Genomic DNA, 18,864 nt, shown 5'->3' on the forward strand with positions numbered 1-18,864 from the left:
GGGCGCCATGGCCCCTTGTACGGGCCATGGCGTTTAGCTTGAGACAAAAAAAACCGCCGGATTTGAACTGACCCCATGAAGTTGGACAGTTAGAAGCTAAGGGCTCAAGGCCTGAGTTCGGTATTGCACCGGACTCAGGCCTTTTAATTTAAGCTTGATGCGCTGGTGATTATAGTAATGGATGTAGTGTCGGATGCCGGCCTGTAGCTGCTCAACGCTCTCGAACCGATTCAGATAGAAGAACTCAGATTTTAGGGTACCGAAGAAGCTTTCCATGGCGGCGTTGTCCAGGCAATTGCCCTTACGCGACATACTTTGTGTCACTCCACGGGCAGCCAGCTGGCCTCGATATGTCCGCATCTTGTATTGCCAGCCTTGGTCGGAATGCAGCGTTGGCCTATCCTGAGGGCCGAGCTTGGATAGCGCCTTTTTGAGCATTTGACTGACCAGCGCAAAGTGTGGCCGTCTCTGCATCTCATAGGCCACGATCTCGCCGTTGTACAGATCCATGACGGGTGACAGATAGAGCTTGGTGCCTTGAACATTAAATTCGGTCACATCCGTCACCCACTTCTGATGTGGCTTCGCTGCCTGGAACTGGCGCTGCAACACGTTAGGCACATAGGCATCGATGTTGCCCCGATAGGAACGGTATTTCTTGGGCCGCGCGAGGGATTTGAGTCCCAGCACCTGCATCAGACGTTGGACCGCCTTGTGGTTGATCGTTATGCCTTCATTGCGTAACTGGGCAGTGACGCGCCGATAGCCATAGCGACCCTTATGATGCTCGTAGACCGCACGGATGCTGGCCTTGAGTCCGGCATACTTGTCGCTGGTCAGCTGCGTTTTGGCTTGGTAGTAAAACGTGCTGCGCGACAGTCCTGCCGCCTTCAGCAAGCACGCCAATGGGTAGGTAGGCCTCAATTCGGTTACGGCTTGTGTTTTTTCTGCGCCGCCTGCTGCTTGGCCCGAACCAAGGCATCCAATTTTTTTAGGTACGCCACCTCCGCGCGCAGGTATTCGTTCTCTTTTCGTAGATCTTCCAATGTCCGCGTGTCGGTTGCTTGCGTGGGCACAGGCTTAGGTGATTCAGGGCTTGTCATCTTCTTGGCGCGTCCTCGGGGTTTGGGTTTTAAAGCAGCCAGACCGCCTTCATCATACTGCCGTTTCCAAGCCGAAACGACTCCGACACCACCGCGCAAATCGAATAGGATTGCCACCTGCCGATAGGACAGCTGCTCTCGCTGCATACGCTCCAAGACTGAGCGTTTGAACTCAGCGCTATAGTGACTGAACTTCTTGCGTAGCCCGGCCCCACCGTGCTGGAGGTAGCTCTCGACCCACTGGCGAACGGTCGCATTATTCACGCCATGCTTGATCCCAACCTTGTTGTAGCCCACTACGCCTGATAAATACTCCTGAACCACAGATCGTTTAAAGCTTTCGTCATACTTCGTCATGAAAAACACCCCAAAGGTTGGATGGGTGTCCAACTTTTGGGGTGCAGTTCAATTTCGGCGGTTTTTCTGTGGCTAACGTAGTTCTTACTGAACGGATTGCACCATATATTGAACAGCCGCTTTCATTTCAGCATCGCTGGCTTGTGAGCCGCCACGTGGTGGCATGGCACCTACGCCGTGGATTGCATTCTGAACCATGGTGTCCATACCGGTAGCGACGTATTTGGCCCATGCAGCCTTATCGCCGAACTTGGGAGCGTTCGCAACGCCGCTGGCATGGCAGGCGAAGCAAACCGCTTTATAGAGCTTCTCGCCAGCCGGATCAATAGAGGCCGTGTCCGCGGCGGGGGCTGCCGCCGGTGCTGCGGCAGCAGGCGCTGCAGCTGCTGCCTTCGGCGCTTCAGCTTTTGGAGCGGCAGCAGGGGCGGCAGCAGGAGCAGGGGCTGGAGCAGCAGCAGCGGTTGCAGCGGGCTTGGCAGCTGCTTCGGCTTTATCGCCAGCGGGTTCGGTAGGTTCTTCGAACGATGCGCCCGATTTGTTCGCCATATACACGACAGCACGTGCGACTTCGAAGTCGCTTAAAGCGGGGTTGCCGCCTTTAGGAGGCATTGCGTTCAGGCCATGAATTGCATTTTTGACGAGCGTCTCGTAGCCCTTCTTGATAAACGGGGCCCATGCCGCTGAATCGCCGATTTTGTGAGCCCCTGCTACGCCGGCAGTATGGCAGGCGGTACAGGTCGTATCGAACACTTGCTGACCCGTCTTGAATACTTTGGGTGCATTGGCATCAACAAGAGCAAAGCCGGCCACTGGCTTGATGCGAGTGGCAATTGCTTCGGCCGATTGAGCATCGGAACCTGAGCCCATGAAGGAGGTTGTCATGACCAGCTTGATCAGCAGGAGAATAACCAGAATCGGCACGATGAAGGCCAGGATTACGGTTACGATCAGCTGCTTGGGCGTCTTGATAAGGCCTTCGTGATCCTCGATGGTCGCTTCAACGTGTTCTTCTGTGTTGTTCATAATCGAATCCTGCGTGTTCCTGGTCAGAAGGCGCGAAGGCCTGAATTCTGTATGGATGTGCTTTGTAAATTGCCTAAGTACACATGTATGCGTAAGGCCCCGGGCACTTGAAGCAAGGATTATAACGAGACTGCCGTTTAAGTGCATGAAAGTTGATGATTCTCAAATTTGCTTCACTTTTCTGCTGGAAAAAAGAAATGAATTTGCGGAATAGAAAGAGCTTGCCTAAACACGCTACAATGTCGACCCGGCGCCCGTATTTCAATGGATAGAATAAGAGCCTCCGAAGCTTTAGATACAGGTTCGATTCCTGTCGGGCGCGCCACAGATCAACGTTTCGAGCGTCGCATGGCGACGTTGTAAAACAGAATGACACCCCCAAACCCGCATAGCTGAACGCTTTGCGGGTTTTTTTTTTTGTGAGCCCCTGGTCAGTGAAACCAAGGCAGGCGCCGACCTATGCTTCCGGATATTTACGTATGCGTGATCCCAATGTTGGGCTGTTGGACACTTTCTGTGCGACGGCCCAATTGCTTTTCGGTTTGATACAGTCCATATAGCGTCATTGACAACGGGCCCGGGCGCCCATTGGCTACCGGCATTCCGTCTATTGAGGTAACGGGCAGGACTTCTTTGGCCGCGGAGGAAAGGAACACCTCGTCCGCATTCAGAACTTCGTCTTTCAAAATATCTCGTGTCTGAAATGGGATGCGATGCCGTTCGCATAGTTCTTCAAACAAACCATACCGGATACCTTCAAGAACGCGGTTGTCCTTTCTTGGTCCGAGCAGAGCGCCATTCTTTATTATCCATACGTTCGCCGCCGACGCCTCGGTCAGCACGCCATTGCGAAACTGAATTGTTTCGACGGCGCCGTTTTGCGCTGCATTTTGGGCGGCGAGAACATTGCCCAGCAACGAAATGGATTTAATATCGCAGTGCAGCCAACGGCCGTCTTGCATCGTCACACAAGCCACTCCGTGTTCACGGGCTTCTTTGGAGGGCGTTGGTAGGGGATTCACCATAATGAATACGGTGGGCTTAACGCTTAGCGGAAATGCATGAGCTCGATTCGCTACGCCGCGGGTGACATGCAGATAAACCATTTGATCTTCTGCTTCGTATTCGTCGATAAGCCGCTCTATTATCTGGAACCACTCGTCGTTCGAATAGGGGTTTTCTATACCGATCGATGACAGGCTTCGGGCGAGTCGAGCAATGTGTTCTTCGGCGCGGAACATTTGTCGCTGGTAGACGGGGATGACATCGTAGACCCCATCGCCAAAAATGAAGCCGCGATCGAGTACAGGCACGGTGGCTTGGGATAATGGAAGGAACTGCCCATTTAAATAAACTACCTGGTCCATCATGTGATCTCTCCAGTTAACGTTATTTTGTCTTATCGGTAAGCAAACTTTTGATGATGAGGTGTCGCGGCATTGCTTATAGCAATGCCCCACGTGCGGAAATCGGCCAGACCGCTTCAACGACTTCGCCGCGGACGCAAATAATGTCGTCGTACAGGTTCACGGTGGGGTCGCAGTGGCCTGGAATCAACATAAGGCGGGACTCTAGTGATAAAGAGTCGCCGTCGGGCGTAGCGATCACCCCGTGCTCATCGGATGCTTTTACGTATTGGAGGTCGTCGCGCTGCCAGACAATAGGCATGCCGGAGTCGACGCTCGAAGCTTTCAGGCCTGCGTCCACAATCGCCTGTTCTTCGCTTGGACGGCTCATTACGGTGGTGAGAACGAATAGTGAGTTCTGAAAGCTCACCTCGTTTTCCGAGAGTTCATTGCGACCGTAATCGCTGTCCATGAAAATGTACGACCCGGCCTGTAGTTCCGTGTAGATGCCTGAATCGCGTTCAAGCATGAAGGTGCCGGTGCCAGCGCCGGTGATAGTCTGTACTGGTATTCCCCGCGCCTCGATAAGCGTTCTGGTGTCTAGCGCCGCCTGTGCCGCTGCGGCGATGGCTTGCGCGCGCTGCGTAGGCAAGCGCATGTGCTGTGCCGTACCCTGATAGCAGTGCAGTCCGGCAAACCTGAGGTTTTCAGTTGATGAAATCTGCTCGGCAAGTTCATATGCCGCGAGACCGGGAGAGACTCCGCAGCGGTTGGCACCCACGTTTACTTCTACATATACGTCAAGCGTTACGCCACGCAAATGCGCTGCCTTTGCTAGCGCATCAATTTGCGATGCGTGGTCTACCAGCACGCCAATTTGTGCCTTCGCCGCCAGATCCATTAAGTGTTTTAGCTTTGTTTGCCCGACAATTTCGTTGGTTATTAAGACGTTATTGACGCCTGCCTCGACAAATACCGCTGCTTCGCTGACTTTCTGACAGCATATTCCGACAGCGCCCAGTGCGATCTGCCGCAATGCGATCTGGGGGCACTTATGGCTCTTTGCGTGTGGTCTAAGCCGCACCCCATGGCGATCGAGCGCGCTCATCATCCGGTTCAGATTGTGCTCGAACGCATCCATGTCTAGCAGCAGGGCGGGAGTGTCTATGGTATTTACGTGATCGCCTACGTTAGCGGCCTTCCACGGGCTCATGGGGTTTTCCTGTCAACAGTTAAGTAATTTATTAGTGAATGATTTTTTGCAAAAAGCTCTGTGCGCGCTGCGACCGTTGAGTAGTAAAGAATTCGTCCTTGCTGCAGTCCTCGATAATGTGGCCCATATCCATAAAGATCACGCGGTCTGCAACCTTTCTGGCGAAGCCCATCTCGTGCGTGACAACGATCATCGTCATTCCTTCCTGAGCCAGGTCGACCATAACGTCCAGTACTTCGGTAATCATCTCGGGGTCAAGAGCTGAAGTGGGCTCGTCAAATAGCATGGCAAGCGGATCCATCGACAGCGCTCTGGCGATAGCCACTCGTTGTTGCTGTCCCCCTGATAGCTGGCTGGGAAACTTATCCTTATGGGCAAGCAGGCCGACACGTTCCAGATACTTAAGCGCTCTCTCTTGTGCCTCTAGCGAGCTTCGCTTCAAGACTTTTACTTGGGGCAGGGTGATATTTTTTATGACCGACATATGGGGAAAGAGCTCAAAACTTTGAAATACCATTCCTATGCGAGACCGTAGCGCGGGCAGATTTGTCTTGGGGTCTGCTACGGAAATTCCATCGACAATGATTTCTCCGCTTTGAATGGGCTCGAGACCATTGATGGTTTTGATCAGGGTCGATTTGCCCGATCCCGATGGGCCGCACACAACCACGACTTCGCCTTTCTCGATGCGAGTCGAACAATCGCTCAGAACCTGAAAATTTCCATAGCTCTTACTAACGTTTTTCATTTCAATCATTGGGTCCTCGATGGCGGTTCAATTCATGTAGTGTGGGCATTCAGGTTGCAATCGCTGCTTGTCTTTCCATCCGCTTCACCATCAGGGACAAGCCAAAGCTGATTGAAAAATAGACCAGAGCAACGAACAAGTACATTTCAACCATGCGCCCGTCCCTTTGTGCAATTTTGCTGGCCGCGCCGACGAAGTCAGTGATCGACAAGACATAGACCAACGATACATCCTGGAAAAGGATGATGGTCTGGGTTAACAGAACAGGCATCATGTTCCTAAAGGCTTGGGGCAAAATAATAGTCGTCATGGATTGAAATGAATTCATTCCCAAGGCTTTTGCGGCCATGTGTTGCCCCTGAGGAATCGACTGGATACCGGCGCGTATGATTTCGCAGTAATAGGCCGCTTCGAAGAGAACGAAAGTGATTAGCGAGGACGAGAATGCGCCGACTCTGACGGGTTGATCGGATCCTATAAGCCACGCGCCGATGTATGGCACGAGGAAATAGAACCAGAAAATGACCAGGACGAGTGGCACGGCTCGTATCGTATTGACATAGGTGGAAGCCGTTCCCGATATCAGCCAGTTGCTCGATAGTCGCATCATGGCCAGTAAGGTACCCAGGAGTATGCCGCCCGACATGGCAAGGATGGTCAGCTTAAGGGTGAATGACATCCCGGTCGAGAATAGGTAGACCCACGACCGCTCAATGACGTTGAAATCCAGGTCGCCCAGCATGTCAGTTTTTCCTTTGCGAAACAGATTTGCTGCCGCTAAATCCGGGTATGGCTACGCGCTTTTCCAGCAAACGCATGAACATAAGAATCGTCACGTTGATGAGCAGATAGATCAGTGTGGCTGCCGTAAACGCCTCAAAGGTTTGGAACGAAAATTCGCTCATTGCACGCGTGCTGGCGGTAAGCTCGAGCAGCCCTATTGTCAGGCCCACCGCGCTGTTTTTTATGATGTTTAGACACTCGCTTCCTAAAGGCGGCAACGCTATACGGAACGCCATCGGCAGCAGTACGTAGCGATAAGTCTGTGGCAATGTAAAACCCAGCGCATTCCCCGCTAACTTCTGGCCTGGCGGCAACGAATTGATGCCCGACGAAAGCATGATGGCAATTCGGACCGAGTGAAAGAAACCCAGGCACACGATCGCCGTCAGGAAGGGCGAATCCGGCAGCGTTTTAAGCCATGTGCCCACTGTTTCGGGCAGGAGTTCGGGCACAACAAAAAACCACAAGAAAAATTGAACCAGAAGAGGGATATTCCGGAACACCTCGATGTAGGCATTCGTTGCGCGTCTTAGCCAGCGGCTGGGCAAAGTACGGGCGGTTCCAACGATTATGCCGATCGATACAGCAATGATCGCGGCGATGGCTGAAGTCAATAGTGTCAGATATAGCCCATGTAAGAGCATGTCTATATAGTTTCCCGAGCCGTGACCGTACGGAGACTGTTCCCAGAATATTCCCCAGTTCCAGTTGTAATTCATGGTTTGTTCATCCAACTAGTGATTCCTGGAAGCCAATGCTTCGCGCATTGGTCCTTTTTTGGACGGAGGTCGAGCGGAAGCATGCGGATATACGGATGCCTCCGCTCTATAGACGACAAAGGAGAGATAGGCGCACTGCTGCGTACGACCTATTTCGACGGTGAACCGGCTTTATTTACCAAGGCGAAGTAGTGCGCTGGGTCTGGGGAGTCGGTGGGGTTGGCTATTGCCGCCCGGAGGTAATCCGAAATAGGCCAATTCAAGTTGATACCCTTGGGAGGGATCGGCGATAGAAACCATTTCGAATAGATTTTTTCGATCTCTCCTGATCGAAATACATCGGTAATCGCCGTATCTACCGCTGCTTTGAATTGTGGGTCGTCACGGCGCAACATGAGTCCGTATGGATCCACCGACAATGATTCTTGTGAGATGGCATACGCTTCAGGATTTTTTGAACTGGCAATGAGGGCGGCGGAGTGAATGTCATCTTGCGCGTAGGCAACCGCGCGTCCCGTCTCGACCAACAAGAAGGCCTCGCTGTGTTCCGTCGCCGTGGCGACTGTCATACCCAATTTTCTTTCCACATTCAATTGTGAAATTTGTCTGATATTTGTCGTCCCCGACATGGAAACAATGGGCTTGCCTTGCATGTCATCGAGCTTGTTGATGTTGGATGTTTTTTTAGCCAGCAGCCGATTCCCGGTAATGAAGACGGTAGGCGAAAAAGCGACTTGTTTTTGCCGTTCAGCAGTATTGGAAGCCCCATCGCATTGCATATCTGTCGTGCCATTTGCCAATAATGGGATCCGAGTGGCTGCAGTCGTAGGAGTAAGAATCACCTTGATATCGGGGCGCGCCAAAGATTTGCGCACTTGTTCTACGACCTTCATGCATAGATCCAGCGAATAACCGTGAAAGTCCTGTTTATCGTCTTGATAGTTAAACGGGACAGATGTTTCCCGCACTCCTAAAGAAATACTGCCAGACTCGTTGATCTTTTTGAGAGTACCGGCCAGATCGGATGCCTGGACCGATGTCGCCAGAACACCGGCTCCGATGGCTGCAACAACAAACTTTGAGCTTTTGAGTAGCATTGCTTATCCTTTGAGAGTCATAGACCCTAGTGAGTGGTAAAGGTGTAAAAGCGGTTTTAATCGAGCGATCCAGTCATCGGTTTTCAGGTCATACGTTGTTATGCTTTCGTGCTGGAGCCTTTTGGTTTTCGTTGTTTCTCTAAATCGGCTAGTGGCACATTCTGTAGAGCTTGAGGAAATCCGTGGCCAATATGTTCCAAAGCACCATATAAGCGTGCCCATCCCTCATCGGTTCGCAATGGAACCCCCAGAAAGTGGCTTTCAGTTTTAGCGCGCAGCTTCATATACAGCACTCCCGCCAACATAATGCTGACTATCGCCGGAATATCGGCTTCTTCTGTCAGGCCGTCTATACGGTCTATGAAGGAACGAGCTGCCCGTTCTCTACGATCGGCTAGCTGAGCCGTCAAGTCGTTCCGCTCGACAAGTTCCCACAGGCGAATTTCCCGAAGGGTATCGTTACTTCCCAGCGCTTCGATTTGCGCCTTGAGCATGGACATGACTAATTCTGAAGGGGGGCGTTGGCTTGACTCGTTGTCCTTGAGTAAACCAGAGCGGCCGGTCCAGAAATCCTGTTCTTGCATCCAGGCAAGCATGAGTCCGGACATGCCGCCGAAATAACGATAGATGAGTTCCTTGCTGACACCTGCGCGTTTTGCGATGGCATTGATTCCTACCGCAGCCATGCCATTCTCGCGAATTTGCAATTCCAGTGCGTCGAGTATCAGACGCTCTGTTTGTTCGCGACGCGACACTTTCTTGGCGGTGGTCATATCCTTAGTCCGGTTTTCTGCTCAACGCAATCGGAGTTATAAAAAATGTGACCGTATGGTCACAAAAAATTCTAACAGTTTCGGCAAGGCCGGGACAAGAAGATTTTTATAGGGATATACCCCCGGCCATGGGAAGGCCGGGGTGGGCGCTACATTGCACTTCTATGAATTTATTGGGGCCAATCAGGGGCGGCGAAGGGCCGCATGAAAGCGCGCTACATAGCTGGAAAAGTCTTCCGAATCACTATCTTCCAGTCGCTTCTGGTCGGTGACCGACCTATGGACAATTTGTTTGTACTGTTCCAAGGTGCTTGCGCTTAAGCTTTGTGCACGCAAAGCGTCGCGATGCTGCGAGCTCTGTTTCAGCGAGTAGTCGTGCAGGCTTAAGCCTTCGTCGCGCATCTGTTGTAGAAGTTGCGCTGAAGGGGTTTGGTCGCTGTCGTGAAGTTTGATGTTTTGTGCTGATATCGCCCGGGCGTAATGGTCGCCCCCATGCACGGTATCCAGCAGGTCTGCATAGGGTATCAGGCGCTGAAGTAATTCTTTGCCCCATTCGGCCAACGATATCGGTTTGTTCTGCTTCACCAGCACAAGACCCGGTTTGCGCCCTTCCTTGACGACTAAGCCAAAGTTGTCGTGGCTATCGCGGCAATATCCGTTATTAGGAAACATAGCGCTTTCTTCAACGGCACAGAACAGCAGGAAAGCATCCATGAACCGACTGGTATCTGTGGAAATACCTACGGGGGAAGTGGGATCGATGTCCAGGCAGCGCACTTCAATATATTGCACACCTCGTTCCGCAAGCGCCGTTGCGGGCCGTTCGCCTCGCCCCGTAGTGCGTTTAGGACGGATGTTGGAATAAAACTCGTTCTCTATTTGCAGGATGTTCGTGTTGAGTTGTATCCATTCGCCATTGCGGTGAGTGCCAATCTTTTCGTATTCTGGCCACGGGGTGGTGACAGCGCCGTAAAGGCGGGTCAGGAACGTTTCCAGGTCGTTGTAGCAAAGCTGCAAGTCGGATTGCGCCTTGTTCTGGTACCCCAGGTCGCTCATGCGCAGGCTGGTGGCGTAAGGCAAGTACAGCGTATCGGCGTCGAATTCATGCAAAGAATGCTCATCAATGCGTTGCATAAAGCTTTTCGACACAGCCGGCGATGCACCAAACAGGTACATCAGGAGCCACGAATGCCGGGTAAAGTTGCGGATCAGGGCCAAATAGCCTTTAGAACGCTGGTCTTCGGGCGAATTTCCCGTGATGCCGGTAAGATCCCAGAACGTGTCAGGCAATGAAAAATTATAATGAACGCCGGCAATGCACTGCATGGCTTTTCCATATCGTTCGGCTAGCCCGCGCCGATACACATGCTTTAACATGCCGGAATTAGACGTGCCATACCAGGCTACGGGGATATCGGCTTCCGAAGGCAACAGGGCTGGCATGGACTGGTTCCATACTAATTCATGCTGCAACTGTTGAGCGACGAATCGGTGTGTTACTTCCAGTTCTTCGTGCAGGCTTTCTATAGAATCGTGCGTGCCTGTAATAAGCTCGAGCAGCGACTCGGAATAGTCGGTGGTGATCCTGGAGTTCGTCAAAGCGGAGCCCAACGCCGGCGGATGCGGCGTTTTAGCCAAGGTGCCCTGTTCATCGACGCGCAGCCCTTCTTTTTCGATACCGCGCAAAATTCCTTTCAGCTCGGGCAGGTTTTGACCGAGCGTAGCAAGGCGTTGGTTAGTTGAAGTCATTACAGGGCATCTTTAGAAGTCTTTATCGCAGCTGATTTTACCTGAGGGGTTGGAGTTGACACGTATTGCGCTAATAGTATTGTTATCGGGCCTGCTGCTGGCCTGCACGCCCAGCTATAACTGGAGGGAGATCTCGGTGGCTGGTGGCGCAGTGCATGCCTTTTTCCCGGATAGGCCTATAACGCAGGAGCGGCCCCTGAATTTTTCTGGTCATGAGATACGATTTGGGCTTACTACGGCCAGCGTCGACGACGTTGTATTCGCGGTAGCCTATGCTCCGTTGCCCGAAGCTCTGCGGTCAGATCCGGCAAAAGCGCAAGAGTTTGTTTCGGCTGTAGTGACGTCGCTTTATCGTAATGTCGGTGCCACGGTTCCAGCGAAGCTTCCAGAATCAGGTGAGGCTTTTGCGATTGACGGTCGGTCTGGGCAGAGCGATATACGCATGCGCGCCAGGGTATGGCTCACGAGTCATGCGCTGGTAGAGGCGATTGTGACCGCGGATCAGGCAACATTTCCGCAGGCCGAAGCTGATGAGTTTTTGAGCGGAATACAGGTGGCTCGGTAAGGGCTGGCAGCAAACCCGATTGCAGCGCCGCAGTAATTGCTGCCTGGCGTCCATGCACGCCTAGCTTGCGGCACGCATTGTGAATATGGAAATTGATTGTTCTTTCGGTAAGCCCAAGAATTACACCCATCTCCCAACTTGTCTTACCAAATGCCGCCCAGCGTAGACATGCCAGCTCGCGGCTTGTTAGCGGTTTCATGCGCCGCCCCTCCTATTTGATTCATATATTAATTACATTTTTTCATCAAATGTATCAAGTATTGTCTGGAAGGTAAATGGGGCCGGATAAAAGCGCCCGCGGGCACTGTCTGGATACAGGTCGACATCAGGTGATAAAATCAATATTCGTAATAGCGCCGATTTGCTTGATCTGCTTGCGGGCGCCTCATAAATCCAGCTAAAGAGGTCCTTATGGCCGATACTTCCGTACCTGATACTTCTTCAATTGCCGCTACAGCTTCATCGCCCGCCCCCACCGTCGCGGTGCCGCCCGGATCTGTCGGAATTGTCAGTCCCCAATTTATATCGTTCAACGAACCCCTTCACCTGACCAGCGGCCAGGTGCTGCCTTGTTATGAGTTGGCGGTGGAAACCTATGGCAGCCTGAACGCTGAACGCAGCAATGCCGTGCTGATCTGCCATGCGCTGAATGCCTCCCATCATGTGGCCGGCATTTCGGCCACTAATCCGAAAGACATTGGGTGGTGGGACAATATGGTTGGGCCTGGCAAGGCCGTGGATACCGATAGATTTTTCGTGATTGGCGTTAATAATATTGGCTCGTGTTTTGGGTCGACGGGGCCAGCCAGCATAAATCCAGAAACCAATGATCGCTGGGCTGCCGCTTTTCCGATGCTTACGGTGGAAGACTGGGTGCAAGCCCAGGCTCGTCTTGCCGACCATTTCGGAATTCAGAAGCTGGCTGCTGTGATGGGTGGTTCACTTGGCGGCATGCAGGCCTTGAGCTGGGCCATTACATGCCCCGATCGTATCGGCCATTGCATTGTTATTGCCAGCACACCTCGACTGTCGGCACAAAATATCGGATTCAACGAGGTCGCGCGGCGTTCCATTATCAGTGATCCGGACTTCCATGGTGGCGATTACTATTGCCACAATGTTGTACCCCGACACGGCTTGTCGGTGGCGCGCATGGTGGGGCATATAACCTATCTGTCCGACGACGACATGGCCGAGAAGTTTGGCCGCACGCAGCGCTCACCGGCCGATAATGGCGAATTCCATTACGGCTATGACGTAGAGTTCGAAGTGGAGTCTTACCTGCGCTATCAAGGTGAGAAGTTCTCCACTTACTTCGATGCGAACACCTATTTGTTAATAACGCGGGCACTCGATTATTTCGATCCGGCCCGCAATCATGGCGGCGACCTGGACCGCGCCCTGCGCGACGTTAGTGCTGATTTTTTGTTGATTTCATTCAGCACTGACTGGCGTTTTCCGCCAGCCAGGTCACGTGAAATCGTGCGCTCCTTGCTTAAGAACAAGCGTCCTGTCACTTACGCAGAGATCGACGCACCTCATGGTCATGACGCTTTCCTGCTAGACGATGTTCGATATCACGCGGTGGTGCAGGGCTATTACGACCGAATTGCCGCCAAGCTCGGCTTGCCGGAGCGCGGTCAGATCAGGGGGGTGTTAGCGTGAGCCGATCCACCGTAGCACCCAAACATGTCCGCGCGGACCTCAAACGCATTGCAAGCTGGATCGAACCCGAAAGCCGGGTTCTGGATTTGGGCTGCGGCGACGGAACGTTACTTGCCTATTTGCAGAATAGTAAGAACGTTACTGGGGCGGGGGTAGAACTTAGCGATGAGCTCGTCATCGCTTCGGTTCGCCGGGGCGTCCAGGTCATACAGCAGAACCTGGAAGAAGGGCTGGCTTTATTTGACGACCAGCAGTTCGACACGGTTGTGCTGTCGCGGACTCTCCAATCCATGCATCACACAGAGCATATCTTGCGTGAAATGGCGCGGGTGGCGCGATTTGGTATTGTGTCGTTTCCGAACTTTGGCTATTGGCCTCATGGATGGTCGATTCTTTCAGGACGCATGCCGGTGACGGGTGAGATGCCATATCAGTGGTTTGATACTCCCAATATCCACTTATGCACGCTTAAGGATTTTGAGGACCTTGCTCTGGCATTGAGTTTGCGCATCACGCACCTGGCGACATTCAATGGTAATAAAGAAATTAAAATGTTGCCCGGTTGGCGTAGTACTTTGGCCGTTTACCGCTTTGAATCACCGTACTAAAAAGAAAGAGGCCCGATCATCGCTTCGTTGACCCGTGTTTATGCCAGCCCGCGTGTTATCCCCTTATTGGTGCTGGGCTTTGCAAGCGGGTTGCCGCTGGCGTTGACAGGCGGAACATTACAGGCTTGGGCAACCCTGTCGGGTGTTTCCCTCCAGAATATTGGTTTTCTGACGCTAATCGGCACCGCGTACACGCTCAAGTTCCTATGGGCGCCGCTGGTTGATCGCTACGCCCCGCCGGTCCTCGGGCGCCGCCGTAGCTGGATATTTTTCACGCAATTGCTTCTTGGTGCCGTCATCGCGGCCATGGGTCTGTATTCCCCATCCGATAATCTGATGATATTGGCCCTGCTCGCCGTGATAGTGGCCTTTTTATCAGCAACGCAGGATATCGCTTTTGACGCCTACAGCACCGACGTGCTACGCAAAGAAGAGCGCGCCGCAGGCGCGGCGGTAAAAGTGCTGGGTTATCGTGTCGCGATGATTGTGTCGGGAGGATTAGCGCTGGTCCTGGCGGATCGGTGGCTGGGGTGGGGCAATACCTATTTTGTCATGGGCGCTTTGATGGCGCTGTGCGCGGTCGCCACCGTACTTGCGCCTGAACCCGAGGTCGTCGCACGGGCGCCCAGATCGCTTGCGATCGCAGTGGTCGAACCACTACTGGAGTTCTTCAAGAGGCCTGGCGCGCTGAGCATATTGTTGCTTATCGTCTTGTACAAGCTCGGCGATGCCTTTGCCGGAGCGCTGTCAACGACGTTCTTGCTGCGCGGTGCTGGATTCACTGGTACCGAGGTCGGTGCAGTCAATAAGGTGTTCGGTTTGGCTGCGACGATTATCGGAGCCCTGGCAGGCGGCGCCTTCATGTCTCGCCTTGGTCTGTACCGATCTTTAATGTTGTTTGGCTTGCTGCAAGCCGTGTCGAACTTCGGATATTGGGTGCTTGCCGTGACGCCGCCCCATGTGTATTCCATGGCCTTGGTTGTGGGCGTCGAGAACCTCTGCGGCGGCCTGGGTACGGCGGCTTTTGTAGCGTTGCTTATGGCTTTATGCAAGCACGAGTTCTCTGCCACGCAGTTTGCCTTGTTGTCCGCCCTGTCGGCAGTTGGGCGCACTTATCTGGCTGGACCGCTCACGCCGCCTTTGGTCGAATCCATAGGATGGCCGGGCTTTTTTGTCATCACTGTACTCATTGCTGTCCCGGGCTTAATTTTGCTTCGTATGCGGCGTGCCGAGATAGATGGGCTAGAAACAGCGCGCTGATTATTTGGCGGGTACGACACGCCAAATGATGTTCCCAACGTCGTCAGCGACCAGCAAGGCGCCGGTCCTGTCAATGGCCACGCCTACTGGCCGCCCCAGCGCCTCACCGTATTCATTAAGAAAGCCTGTCAGGATGTCAACGGGGGAACCTGCTGGGCGGCCATTTTCGAACGGCACGAACATGACTTTGTACCCGCTGTGAGGACGTCGGTTCCAGGAGCCGTGCTGGCCAATGAATGCCCCGTTCCAGAATCGTTTAGGCAGCAGGTCTCCTTCATAGAAGGCCAATCCCAGCGAGGCGGTATGCGCGCCCAAGGCATAATCGGGGACTCGTGCTTTATCTACCAAATCGAGCCGTTGCGGCTGTACCCTGGTGTCCACATGCCGGCCATAGTAGCTGAAAGGCCAGCCATAAAATCCGCCGTCTTCGACGGAAGTCATATAGTCCGGCACCAAATCACTGCCAATTTCGTCGCGTTCGTTGACCGTCGTCCATAGCGCGCCGCTTTGCGGCTGCCAGGCCAGACCGTTGGGGTTGCGCAGGCCTGTCGCAAAAACACGGGTGTGGCCGGTGACGGGATCGACTTCCAGAATGGCCGCCCGATCAATCTCGTTTTCCATGCCGTTTTCGGCGACGTTGCTGTTGGACCCAACGGTTACATACAGGCGTGTGCCATCACGGCTGGCTATCACATTTTTGGTCCAATGATGATTGATCGTACCGGCTGGCAGGTCTACCACCTTCACGCCCGCTGACGTTATGGTGGTGTCTCCGGTTCGATACGGAAAGCGGAGAAGCACATCGGTATTGGCCACGTATAAAGCGTCACTGATCAGTGCCATGCCAAAGGGCGAGTTTAGGTCTTGCAAGAAGGCGCTGCGGACCTCTGCGACGCCGTCGCCATCGGCGTCACGCAGCAAGGTGATGCGATTCGCACTCTTGCCACCTGCACCGGCCTGCTTCATAACTTGTGTGGTTATCCAGTTTTTGATGCCTTTATTGTCGTTCGGCTTAGGAGGTGCATTGGTCTCTGCGACCAGGACATCGCCGTTAGGCAATACATAGAGCCAACGTGGATGATCAAGTTCCGAAGCAAAGCTTGCTACGGCAAGGCCCTCGGCGGGCGTTGGCGACGCACCTGGCGGCCATCCTATAGCGGGCGCAATGTTCACCGTAGGCAAGCGCCTGGGGTTGGGCGGCGGCAAGATGGGATGCGGACCGACACCGGCCTGCTCTGGAAGCTTCGCAATGTCGCCACATGCCGCGAGAAGCAGCCGGGGCAGGGCAGCAAATTGAAAGTGCAGTCGATGGCGCATTCAAGCTCTCCAGTTTGGTTTTGAAGAGTGGCTCTACAGTTGCCCAAGGCTCTTTTCTGGCCCGTACAAATGCATCATACGTCATACTTGTTTGACGCGGCCCATGCCCCCCGCTATGCTATCAACCTTCTCCACGTCTCTGGGATCGATTATGCATATGTCCGTTGAAAGCACTGTCGGCGCAGCGTTAAGCCTGAAAGGGATTCATGCCGCCCGAGAACAACAAAACGTGCTTTTGCGCAAAGTCCTTGACTCCCAGGCTCAGGCCATTTCCAGCGTCATGGATTCCATCCCGAAGCTCTCAGTGTCCGGGCCGGTCGGAACGCGTTTGCACGTAACAGCCTAGGTATTTCGATCTCTTTTCCGGCAAGAACGTTGTCCTTCTAAGCGGCTTTACACCGGGTCTTCCCGGTGGCGGCCGCGCCGTCATCAGAATTCGCAAATATTATCGGGCAGCGAAGGTCCGGCTTTCATCCATACTTGGCATCCGCCGGACTCCGCATGGGCGTTTAAATTCATCCCTGGTGGCAGCCTCAACCACGATAACGGTTCGAAGGTCTCCTGGCCGTCTGTAAACGAACCGGAGACAATCAGAAGCTCCAGGCCTTCGGGGTTCTCAATTTGGAAAGGACTTTCGGGTGGCCAATATTTAAGAGCAACATGCTCGTGCGTATTGTTGAATAAGCCAATAGAAGTCGCCTTGTTAACGCCTTTTTGCTGCGCATCATCCTTGCCAGGCAAATATATGACCCGTTCGAGATCGTCCTGTCGGAATTGCCACAGTTTGACGAAGATGACGCAGCCGGCCTCGGATGCCGGTGTGTGACGAGTCCCGGGCGGATTTCTTACATAAGATCCGGCGGGGTAATCCCCACCTTCGTCTTGGAAGACTCCTTCAAGCACCATGAACTCTTCGCCACCAGGATGCATGTGCCAGGGAAAGCGACTTTGCGCCGCATATCGCACGATTGAGGTGGCCCGAGCTTTTTCTTCACCGATACGAAAAAGCATGCGGCGCTCGACGCCTTTTGCAGGGCTCGCCACCCAGTTCTGACGTCCAGCATGAATCGCGGTTCGAATAGTGAGGTCTGCATTCAAGAGCATAACGATTGCCTCTTGGGGCAAGGCGCCGGTATTTAGAATGGATGTTTGCACATATTACTGCTTTCCATTGTTAGACTTTACTTTCGCCTAGGGCTCAAGTCCAGTCAGCGGCTTTCGAAATTGCTGCGCGCGATAAATCGGCAATCGACTCGGCGCTGGTGAAATCAGTGTCCGCATCCGTGCGAGCTCACTGAATTTTCATGACTTCATTGTGGTAAGCAGCGCCATGGCGCTAGACGAAGTGCGGATCCCAATGTCCGACGGCACGGGCGAGGTTATCGCGGTGTGCTCGACCTCTGACGGACACACGTCGTGATGACCCTTAACCAGCCATGGCTTCAAATATCATGGTTGCGGTAATGATCAACACAAGGCTCATCGTTGCTACGTTATGGGCTAATACATCTCGCTTGTTTTCTACGTAATTGAACAGCACCGCGCCTGCTGCAATGGATGCTCCTGCGGCCGCGAGTATGCCCAGGGTGTTCTCCAGGATGCCAGAGGGAAACAGCACATGCCAGATAGCATTGAAAGCGACGCAGACACCGAAGTGAATTAGAAAGATAGAATAGGATCTGCGCCCAAGCCATATCAGCGACCCCGAGCACGGCCAGCCTTTCAGTGACTGTTTCTGCCCAGCGAGGCTAAGCAACAGCGCCATCGCGAAAACCACCGCAACGGAGTCGCGGTATTGGAGCCAGAGCGCTACCGCGCTTAATAGCACTATGCTCATCAACAGCGACTTGCGCGACGAACTATGGCTGGCCCAGTAAGACAGCATGCCCAGGCCGTACGCGCCAAAAAAATAAGGGGCATAGTCGTCAAAGGAAGTATCGCGGTTGATTACCCATAGCGATGCGGCCACAAGCGCCATAATCAAAATGGGAAATCCGGGCCGCCAGGACGCCGGGGCATAAGTAGCCAGGGCCGTCAGCAACATCGTTGCGGCAAATAACTGCATATCGACGGCGACATACCAAACCCCCGCCGACAACGCTTCCATGCCCAGCAGGTCGTGCAGCAAGAGTGCATGCGCCAATAGCTGCAGCAGGCTGGGAGCTGCAGAAAGGGATGCATGCTCAAACCATGGACGTACCAAAGCGGTAACGAGCATAGTGATCGCCACAGCAAACAGAAAGGGCGTGATCAGACGTTTGTAGCGCTTCCAGAGTAAAGAGCTCCACGGAATATCGATGATTTGTCCCTGAGGCGCTATTTGGGCCGCAACGAGATACCCCGCTAAAACCAGGAATATTTGCACGGCTAGACGGGCATGGTTAAACAGCCAGTCAATCAGAATTGGTGCGGCGGTATGCACGACATCCGACATGGGCCCATAAAACGCCAAATGGTGGAACACGATGGCGAGGCATCCCAGACCTTTCATGGCATCGATAAGCGGCAAACGAGAGGGCGACATGGTTTCTTGATAAT

Annotated in this window: 19 protein-coding genes, 1 tRNA gene and 1 riboswitch; of the genes, 6 read left to right on the forward strand and 14 right to left on the reverse strand. The window is 53.4% G+C overall.

All coding sequences use genetic code 11. The features are described 5' to 3' along the window. Nucleotides 1-96: 96 nt before the first annotated feature. Both EKL30_RS07020 and EKL30_RS07025 read right to left on the reverse strand, forming a co-directional pair. Nucleotides 97-1,460, reverse strand: a protein-coding gene (locus EKL30_RS07020) for an IS3 family transposase (protein ID WP_126706462.1) whose coding sequence is annotated in 2 segments (ribosomal slippage) — nucleotides 97-983 and nucleotides 983-1,460 — 1,365 coding nt in all. Because the reading frame shifts where the segments join, the coding sequence is not laid out codon by codon here. 84 nt (nucleotides 1,461-1,544) lie between these two features. Continuing rightward, entirely contained in the window at nucleotides 1,545-2,483 is a 939-nt protein-coding gene (locus EKL30_RS07025) for a cytochrome c5 family protein (RefSeq protein WP_126706463.1), read from the reverse strand. A 250-nt stretch (nucleotides 2,484-2,733) separates the two neighbouring features. Here EKL30_RS07025 and EKL30_RS07030 point away from each other — a divergent pair. Continuing rightward, nucleotides 2,734-2,808 (forward strand) — tRNA-Arg (locus EKL30_RS07030). Between the two features lie 148 nt (nucleotides 2,809-2,956). On the opposite strand, the gene EKL30_RS07035 is transcribed toward EKL30_RS07030, so the two are convergent. The 8 genes from EKL30_RS07035 to gshA all read right to left on the reverse strand — a co-directional run bounded on the left by EKL30_RS07035 (nucleotide 2,957) and on the right by gshA (nucleotide 10,911). Beyond that, nucleotides 2,957-3,853, reverse strand: coding sequence for a D-amino acid aminotransferase (locus EKL30_RS07035; RefSeq protein WP_126706464.1), 897 nt, complete (start codon nucleotides 3,851-3,853; stop codon nucleotides 2,957-2,959). Nucleotides 3,854-3,926: 73 nt separating this feature from the next. Next, nucleotides 3,927-5,042: a DSD1 family PLP-dependent enzyme gene (locus tag EKL30_RS07040; RefSeq protein WP_126706465.1), complete on the reverse strand. Its 1,116-nt coding sequence runs from the start codon at nucleotides 5,040-5,042 to the stop codon at nucleotides 3,927-3,929. Between the two features lie 31 nt (nucleotides 5,043-5,073). Then, nucleotides 5,074-5,799, reverse strand: a complete 726-nt coding sequence (locus EKL30_RS07045; RefSeq protein WP_126706466.1) for an amino acid ABC transporter ATP-binding protein — start codon at nucleotides 5,797-5,799, stop codon at nucleotides 5,074-5,076. 40 nt (nucleotides 5,800-5,839) lie between these two features. Next, nucleotides 5,840-6,532 (reverse strand): amino acid ABC transporter permease, encoded by a 693-nt coding sequence (locus EKL30_RS07050; RefSeq protein ID WP_126706467.1) that lies wholly within the window; start codon nucleotides 6,530-6,532, stop codon nucleotides 5,840-5,842. 1 nt (nucleotide 6,533) lies between these two features. Continuing rightward, a complete protein-coding gene (locus EKL30_RS07055) occupies nucleotides 6,534-7,292 on the reverse strand; it encodes an amino acid ABC transporter permease (protein ID WP_126706468.1) in 759 nt (252 codons plus the stop codon). A 149-nt stretch (nucleotides 7,293-7,441) separates the two neighbouring features. Further along, nucleotides 7,442-8,389 (reverse strand): amino acid ABC transporter substrate-binding protein, encoded by a 948-nt coding sequence (locus EKL30_RS07060; protein WP_126706469.1) that lies wholly within the window; start codon nucleotides 8,387-8,389, stop codon nucleotides 7,442-7,444. 98 nt (nucleotides 8,390-8,487) lie between these two features. Next, nucleotides 8,488-9,144: a TetR/AcrR family transcriptional regulator gene (locus EKL30_RS07065; RefSeq protein WP_126706575.1), complete on the reverse strand. Its 657-nt coding sequence runs from the start codon at nucleotides 9,142-9,144 to the stop codon at nucleotides 8,488-8,490. A gap of 201 nt (nucleotides 9,145-9,345) precedes the next feature. Beyond that, the gene (gene gshA / locus EKL30_RS07070) at nucleotides 9,346-10,911 is read right to left on the reverse strand and encodes a glutamate--cysteine ligase (protein WP_126706470.1); all 1,566 of its coding nucleotides are present in this window, start codon (nucleotides 10,909-10,911) and stop codon (nucleotides 9,346-9,348) included. Nucleotides 10,912-10,966: 55 nt separating this feature from the next. On the opposite strand from gshA, the gene EKL30_RS18970 reads away from it, so the two are divergent. Further along, nucleotides 10,967-11,476: a hypothetical protein gene (locus tag EKL30_RS18970; protein WP_199748508.1), complete on the forward strand. Its 510-nt coding sequence runs from the start codon at nucleotides 10,967-10,969 to the stop codon at nucleotides 11,474-11,476. Here EKL30_RS18970 and EKL30_RS07075 read toward each other — a convergent pair. Then, nucleotides 11,373-11,675: a helix-turn-helix transcriptional regulator gene (locus EKL30_RS07075; RefSeq protein WP_126706471.1), complete on the reverse strand. Its 303-nt coding sequence runs from the start codon at nucleotides 11,673-11,675 to the stop codon at nucleotides 11,373-11,375. The genes EKL30_RS18970 and EKL30_RS07075 overlap by 104 nt on opposite strands. 144 nt (nucleotides 11,676-11,819) lie before the next feature. Then, nucleotides 11,820-11,898: riboswitch (SAM riboswitch) on the forward strand. Between EKL30_RS07075 and EKL30_RS07080 the strand changes: the two genes are divergently transcribed. The 3 genes from EKL30_RS07080 to EKL30_RS07090 all read left to right on the forward strand — a co-directional run bounded on the left by EKL30_RS07080 (nucleotide 11,888) and on the right by EKL30_RS07090 (nucleotide 15,009). Then, complete coding sequence (locus tag EKL30_RS07080) at nucleotides 11,888-13,141, forward strand: homoserine O-acetyltransferase (protein ID WP_126706472.1); 1,254 nt, start codon at nucleotides 11,888-11,890, stop codon at nucleotides 13,139-13,141. It overlaps the preceding riboswitch by 11 nt. After that, the gene (gene metW / locus EKL30_RS07085) at nucleotides 13,138-13,749 is read left to right on the forward strand and encodes a methionine biosynthesis protein MetW (RefSeq protein ID WP_126706473.1); all 612 of its coding nucleotides are present in this window, start codon (nucleotides 13,138-13,140) and stop codon (nucleotides 13,747-13,749) included. The genes EKL30_RS07080 and metW overlap by 4 nt, the downstream gene beginning before the upstream one ends. A 27-nt stretch (nucleotides 13,750-13,776) precedes the next feature. Continuing rightward, nucleotides 13,777-15,009: a muropeptide transporter gene (locus EKL30_RS07090; RefSeq protein ID WP_126706474.1), complete on the forward strand. Its 1,233-nt coding sequence runs from the start codon at nucleotides 13,777-13,779 to the stop codon at nucleotides 15,007-15,009. Here the strand turns inward: EKL30_RS07090 and EKL30_RS07095 are convergent, their stop codons facing one another. Next, nucleotides 15,010-16,326: a sorbosone dehydrogenase family protein gene (locus EKL30_RS07095; protein WP_126706475.1), complete on the reverse strand. Its 1,317-nt coding sequence runs from the start codon at nucleotides 16,324-16,326 to the stop codon at nucleotides 15,010-15,012. It lies immediately after the preceding gene. A 157-nt stretch (nucleotides 16,327-16,483) separates the two neighbouring features. On the opposite strand from EKL30_RS07095, the gene EKL30_RS07100 reads away from it, so the two are divergent. Next, nucleotides 16,484-16,672 (forward strand): hypothetical protein, encoded by a 189-nt coding sequence (locus EKL30_RS07100; RefSeq protein WP_126706476.1) that lies wholly within the window; start codon nucleotides 16,484-16,486, stop codon nucleotides 16,670-16,672. A gap of 83 nt (nucleotides 16,673-16,755) precedes the next feature. Here EKL30_RS07100 and EKL30_RS07105 read toward each other — a convergent pair whose 3' ends face one another. Next, nucleotides 16,756-17,481 (reverse strand): cupin domain-containing protein, encoded by a 726-nt coding sequence (locus tag EKL30_RS07105; protein WP_233582871.1) that lies wholly within the window; start codon nucleotides 17,479-17,481, stop codon nucleotides 16,756-16,758. 271 nt (nucleotides 17,482-17,752) lie between these two features. Beyond that, on the reverse strand, nucleotides 17,753-18,850 hold the full coding sequence (locus EKL30_RS07115) for an acyltransferase (RefSeq protein WP_126706477.1): 1,098 nt from the start codon (nucleotides 18,848-18,850) through the stop codon (nucleotides 17,753-17,755). Nucleotides 18,851-18,864 lie beyond the last annotated feature (14 nt).

This window comes from Candidimonas sp. SYP-B2681 (genome assembly GCF_003971065.1).
Classification (GTDB): Bacteria; Pseudomonadota; Gammaproteobacteria; order Burkholderiales; family Burkholderiaceae_B; genus Pollutimonas.

What these genes read in the sequence shown, in the direction of transcription:
- EKL30_RS07025 (WP_126706463.1), bottom strand. Translation starts at nt 2,483, where the DNA reads ATGAACAACACAGAAGAACACGTTGAAGCGACCATCGAGGATCACGAA.
- EKL30_RS07035 (WP_126706464.1), bottom strand. Translation starts at nt 3,853, where the DNA reads ATGATGGACCAGGTAGTTTATTTAAATGGGCAGTTCCTTCCATTATCC.
- EKL30_RS07040 (WP_126706465.1), bottom strand. Translation starts at nt 5,042, where the DNA reads ATGAGCCCGTGGAAGGCCGCTAACGTAGGCGATCACGTAAATACCATA.
- EKL30_RS07045 (WP_126706466.1), bottom strand. Translation starts at nt 5,799, where the DNA reads ATGATTGAAATGAAAAACGTTAGTAAGAGCTATGGAAATTTTCAGGTT.
- EKL30_RS07050 (WP_126706467.1), bottom strand. Translation starts at nt 6,532, where the DNA reads ATGCTGGGCGACCTGGATTTCAACGTCATTGAGCGGTCGTGGGTCTAC.
- EKL30_RS07055 (WP_126706468.1), bottom strand. Translation starts at nt 7,292, where the DNA reads ATGAATTACAACTGGAACTGGGGAATATTCTGGGAACAGTCTCCGTAC.
- EKL30_RS07060 (WP_126706469.1), bottom strand. Translation starts at nt 8,389, where the DNA reads ATGCTACTCAAAAGCTCAAAGTTTGTTGTTGCAGCCATCGGAGCCGGT.
- gshA (WP_126706470.1), bottom strand. Translation starts at nt 10,911, where the DNA reads ATGACTTCAACTAACCAACGCCTTGCTACGCTCGGTCAAAACCTGCCC.
- EKL30_RS07075 (WP_126706471.1), bottom strand. Translation starts at nt 11,675, where the DNA reads ATGAAACCGCTAACAAGCCGCGAGCTGGCATGTCTACGCTGGGCGGCA.
- EKL30_RS07080 (WP_126706472.1), top strand. Translation starts at nt 11,888, where the DNA reads ATGGCCGATACTTCCGTACCTGATACTTCTTCAATTGCCGCTACAGCT.
- EKL30_RS07095 (WP_126706475.1), bottom strand. Translation starts at nt 16,326, where the DNA reads ATGCGCCATCGACTGCACTTTCAATTTGCTGCCCTGCCCCGGCTGCTT.
- EKL30_RS07100 (WP_126706476.1), top strand. Translation starts at nt 16,484, where the DNA reads ATGTCCGTTGAAAGCACTGTCGGCGCAGCGTTAAGCCTGAAAGGGATT.
- EKL30_RS07115 (WP_126706477.1), bottom strand. Translation starts at nt 18,850, where the DNA reads ATGTCGCCCTCTCGTTTGCCGCTTATCGATGCCATGAAAGGTCTGGGA.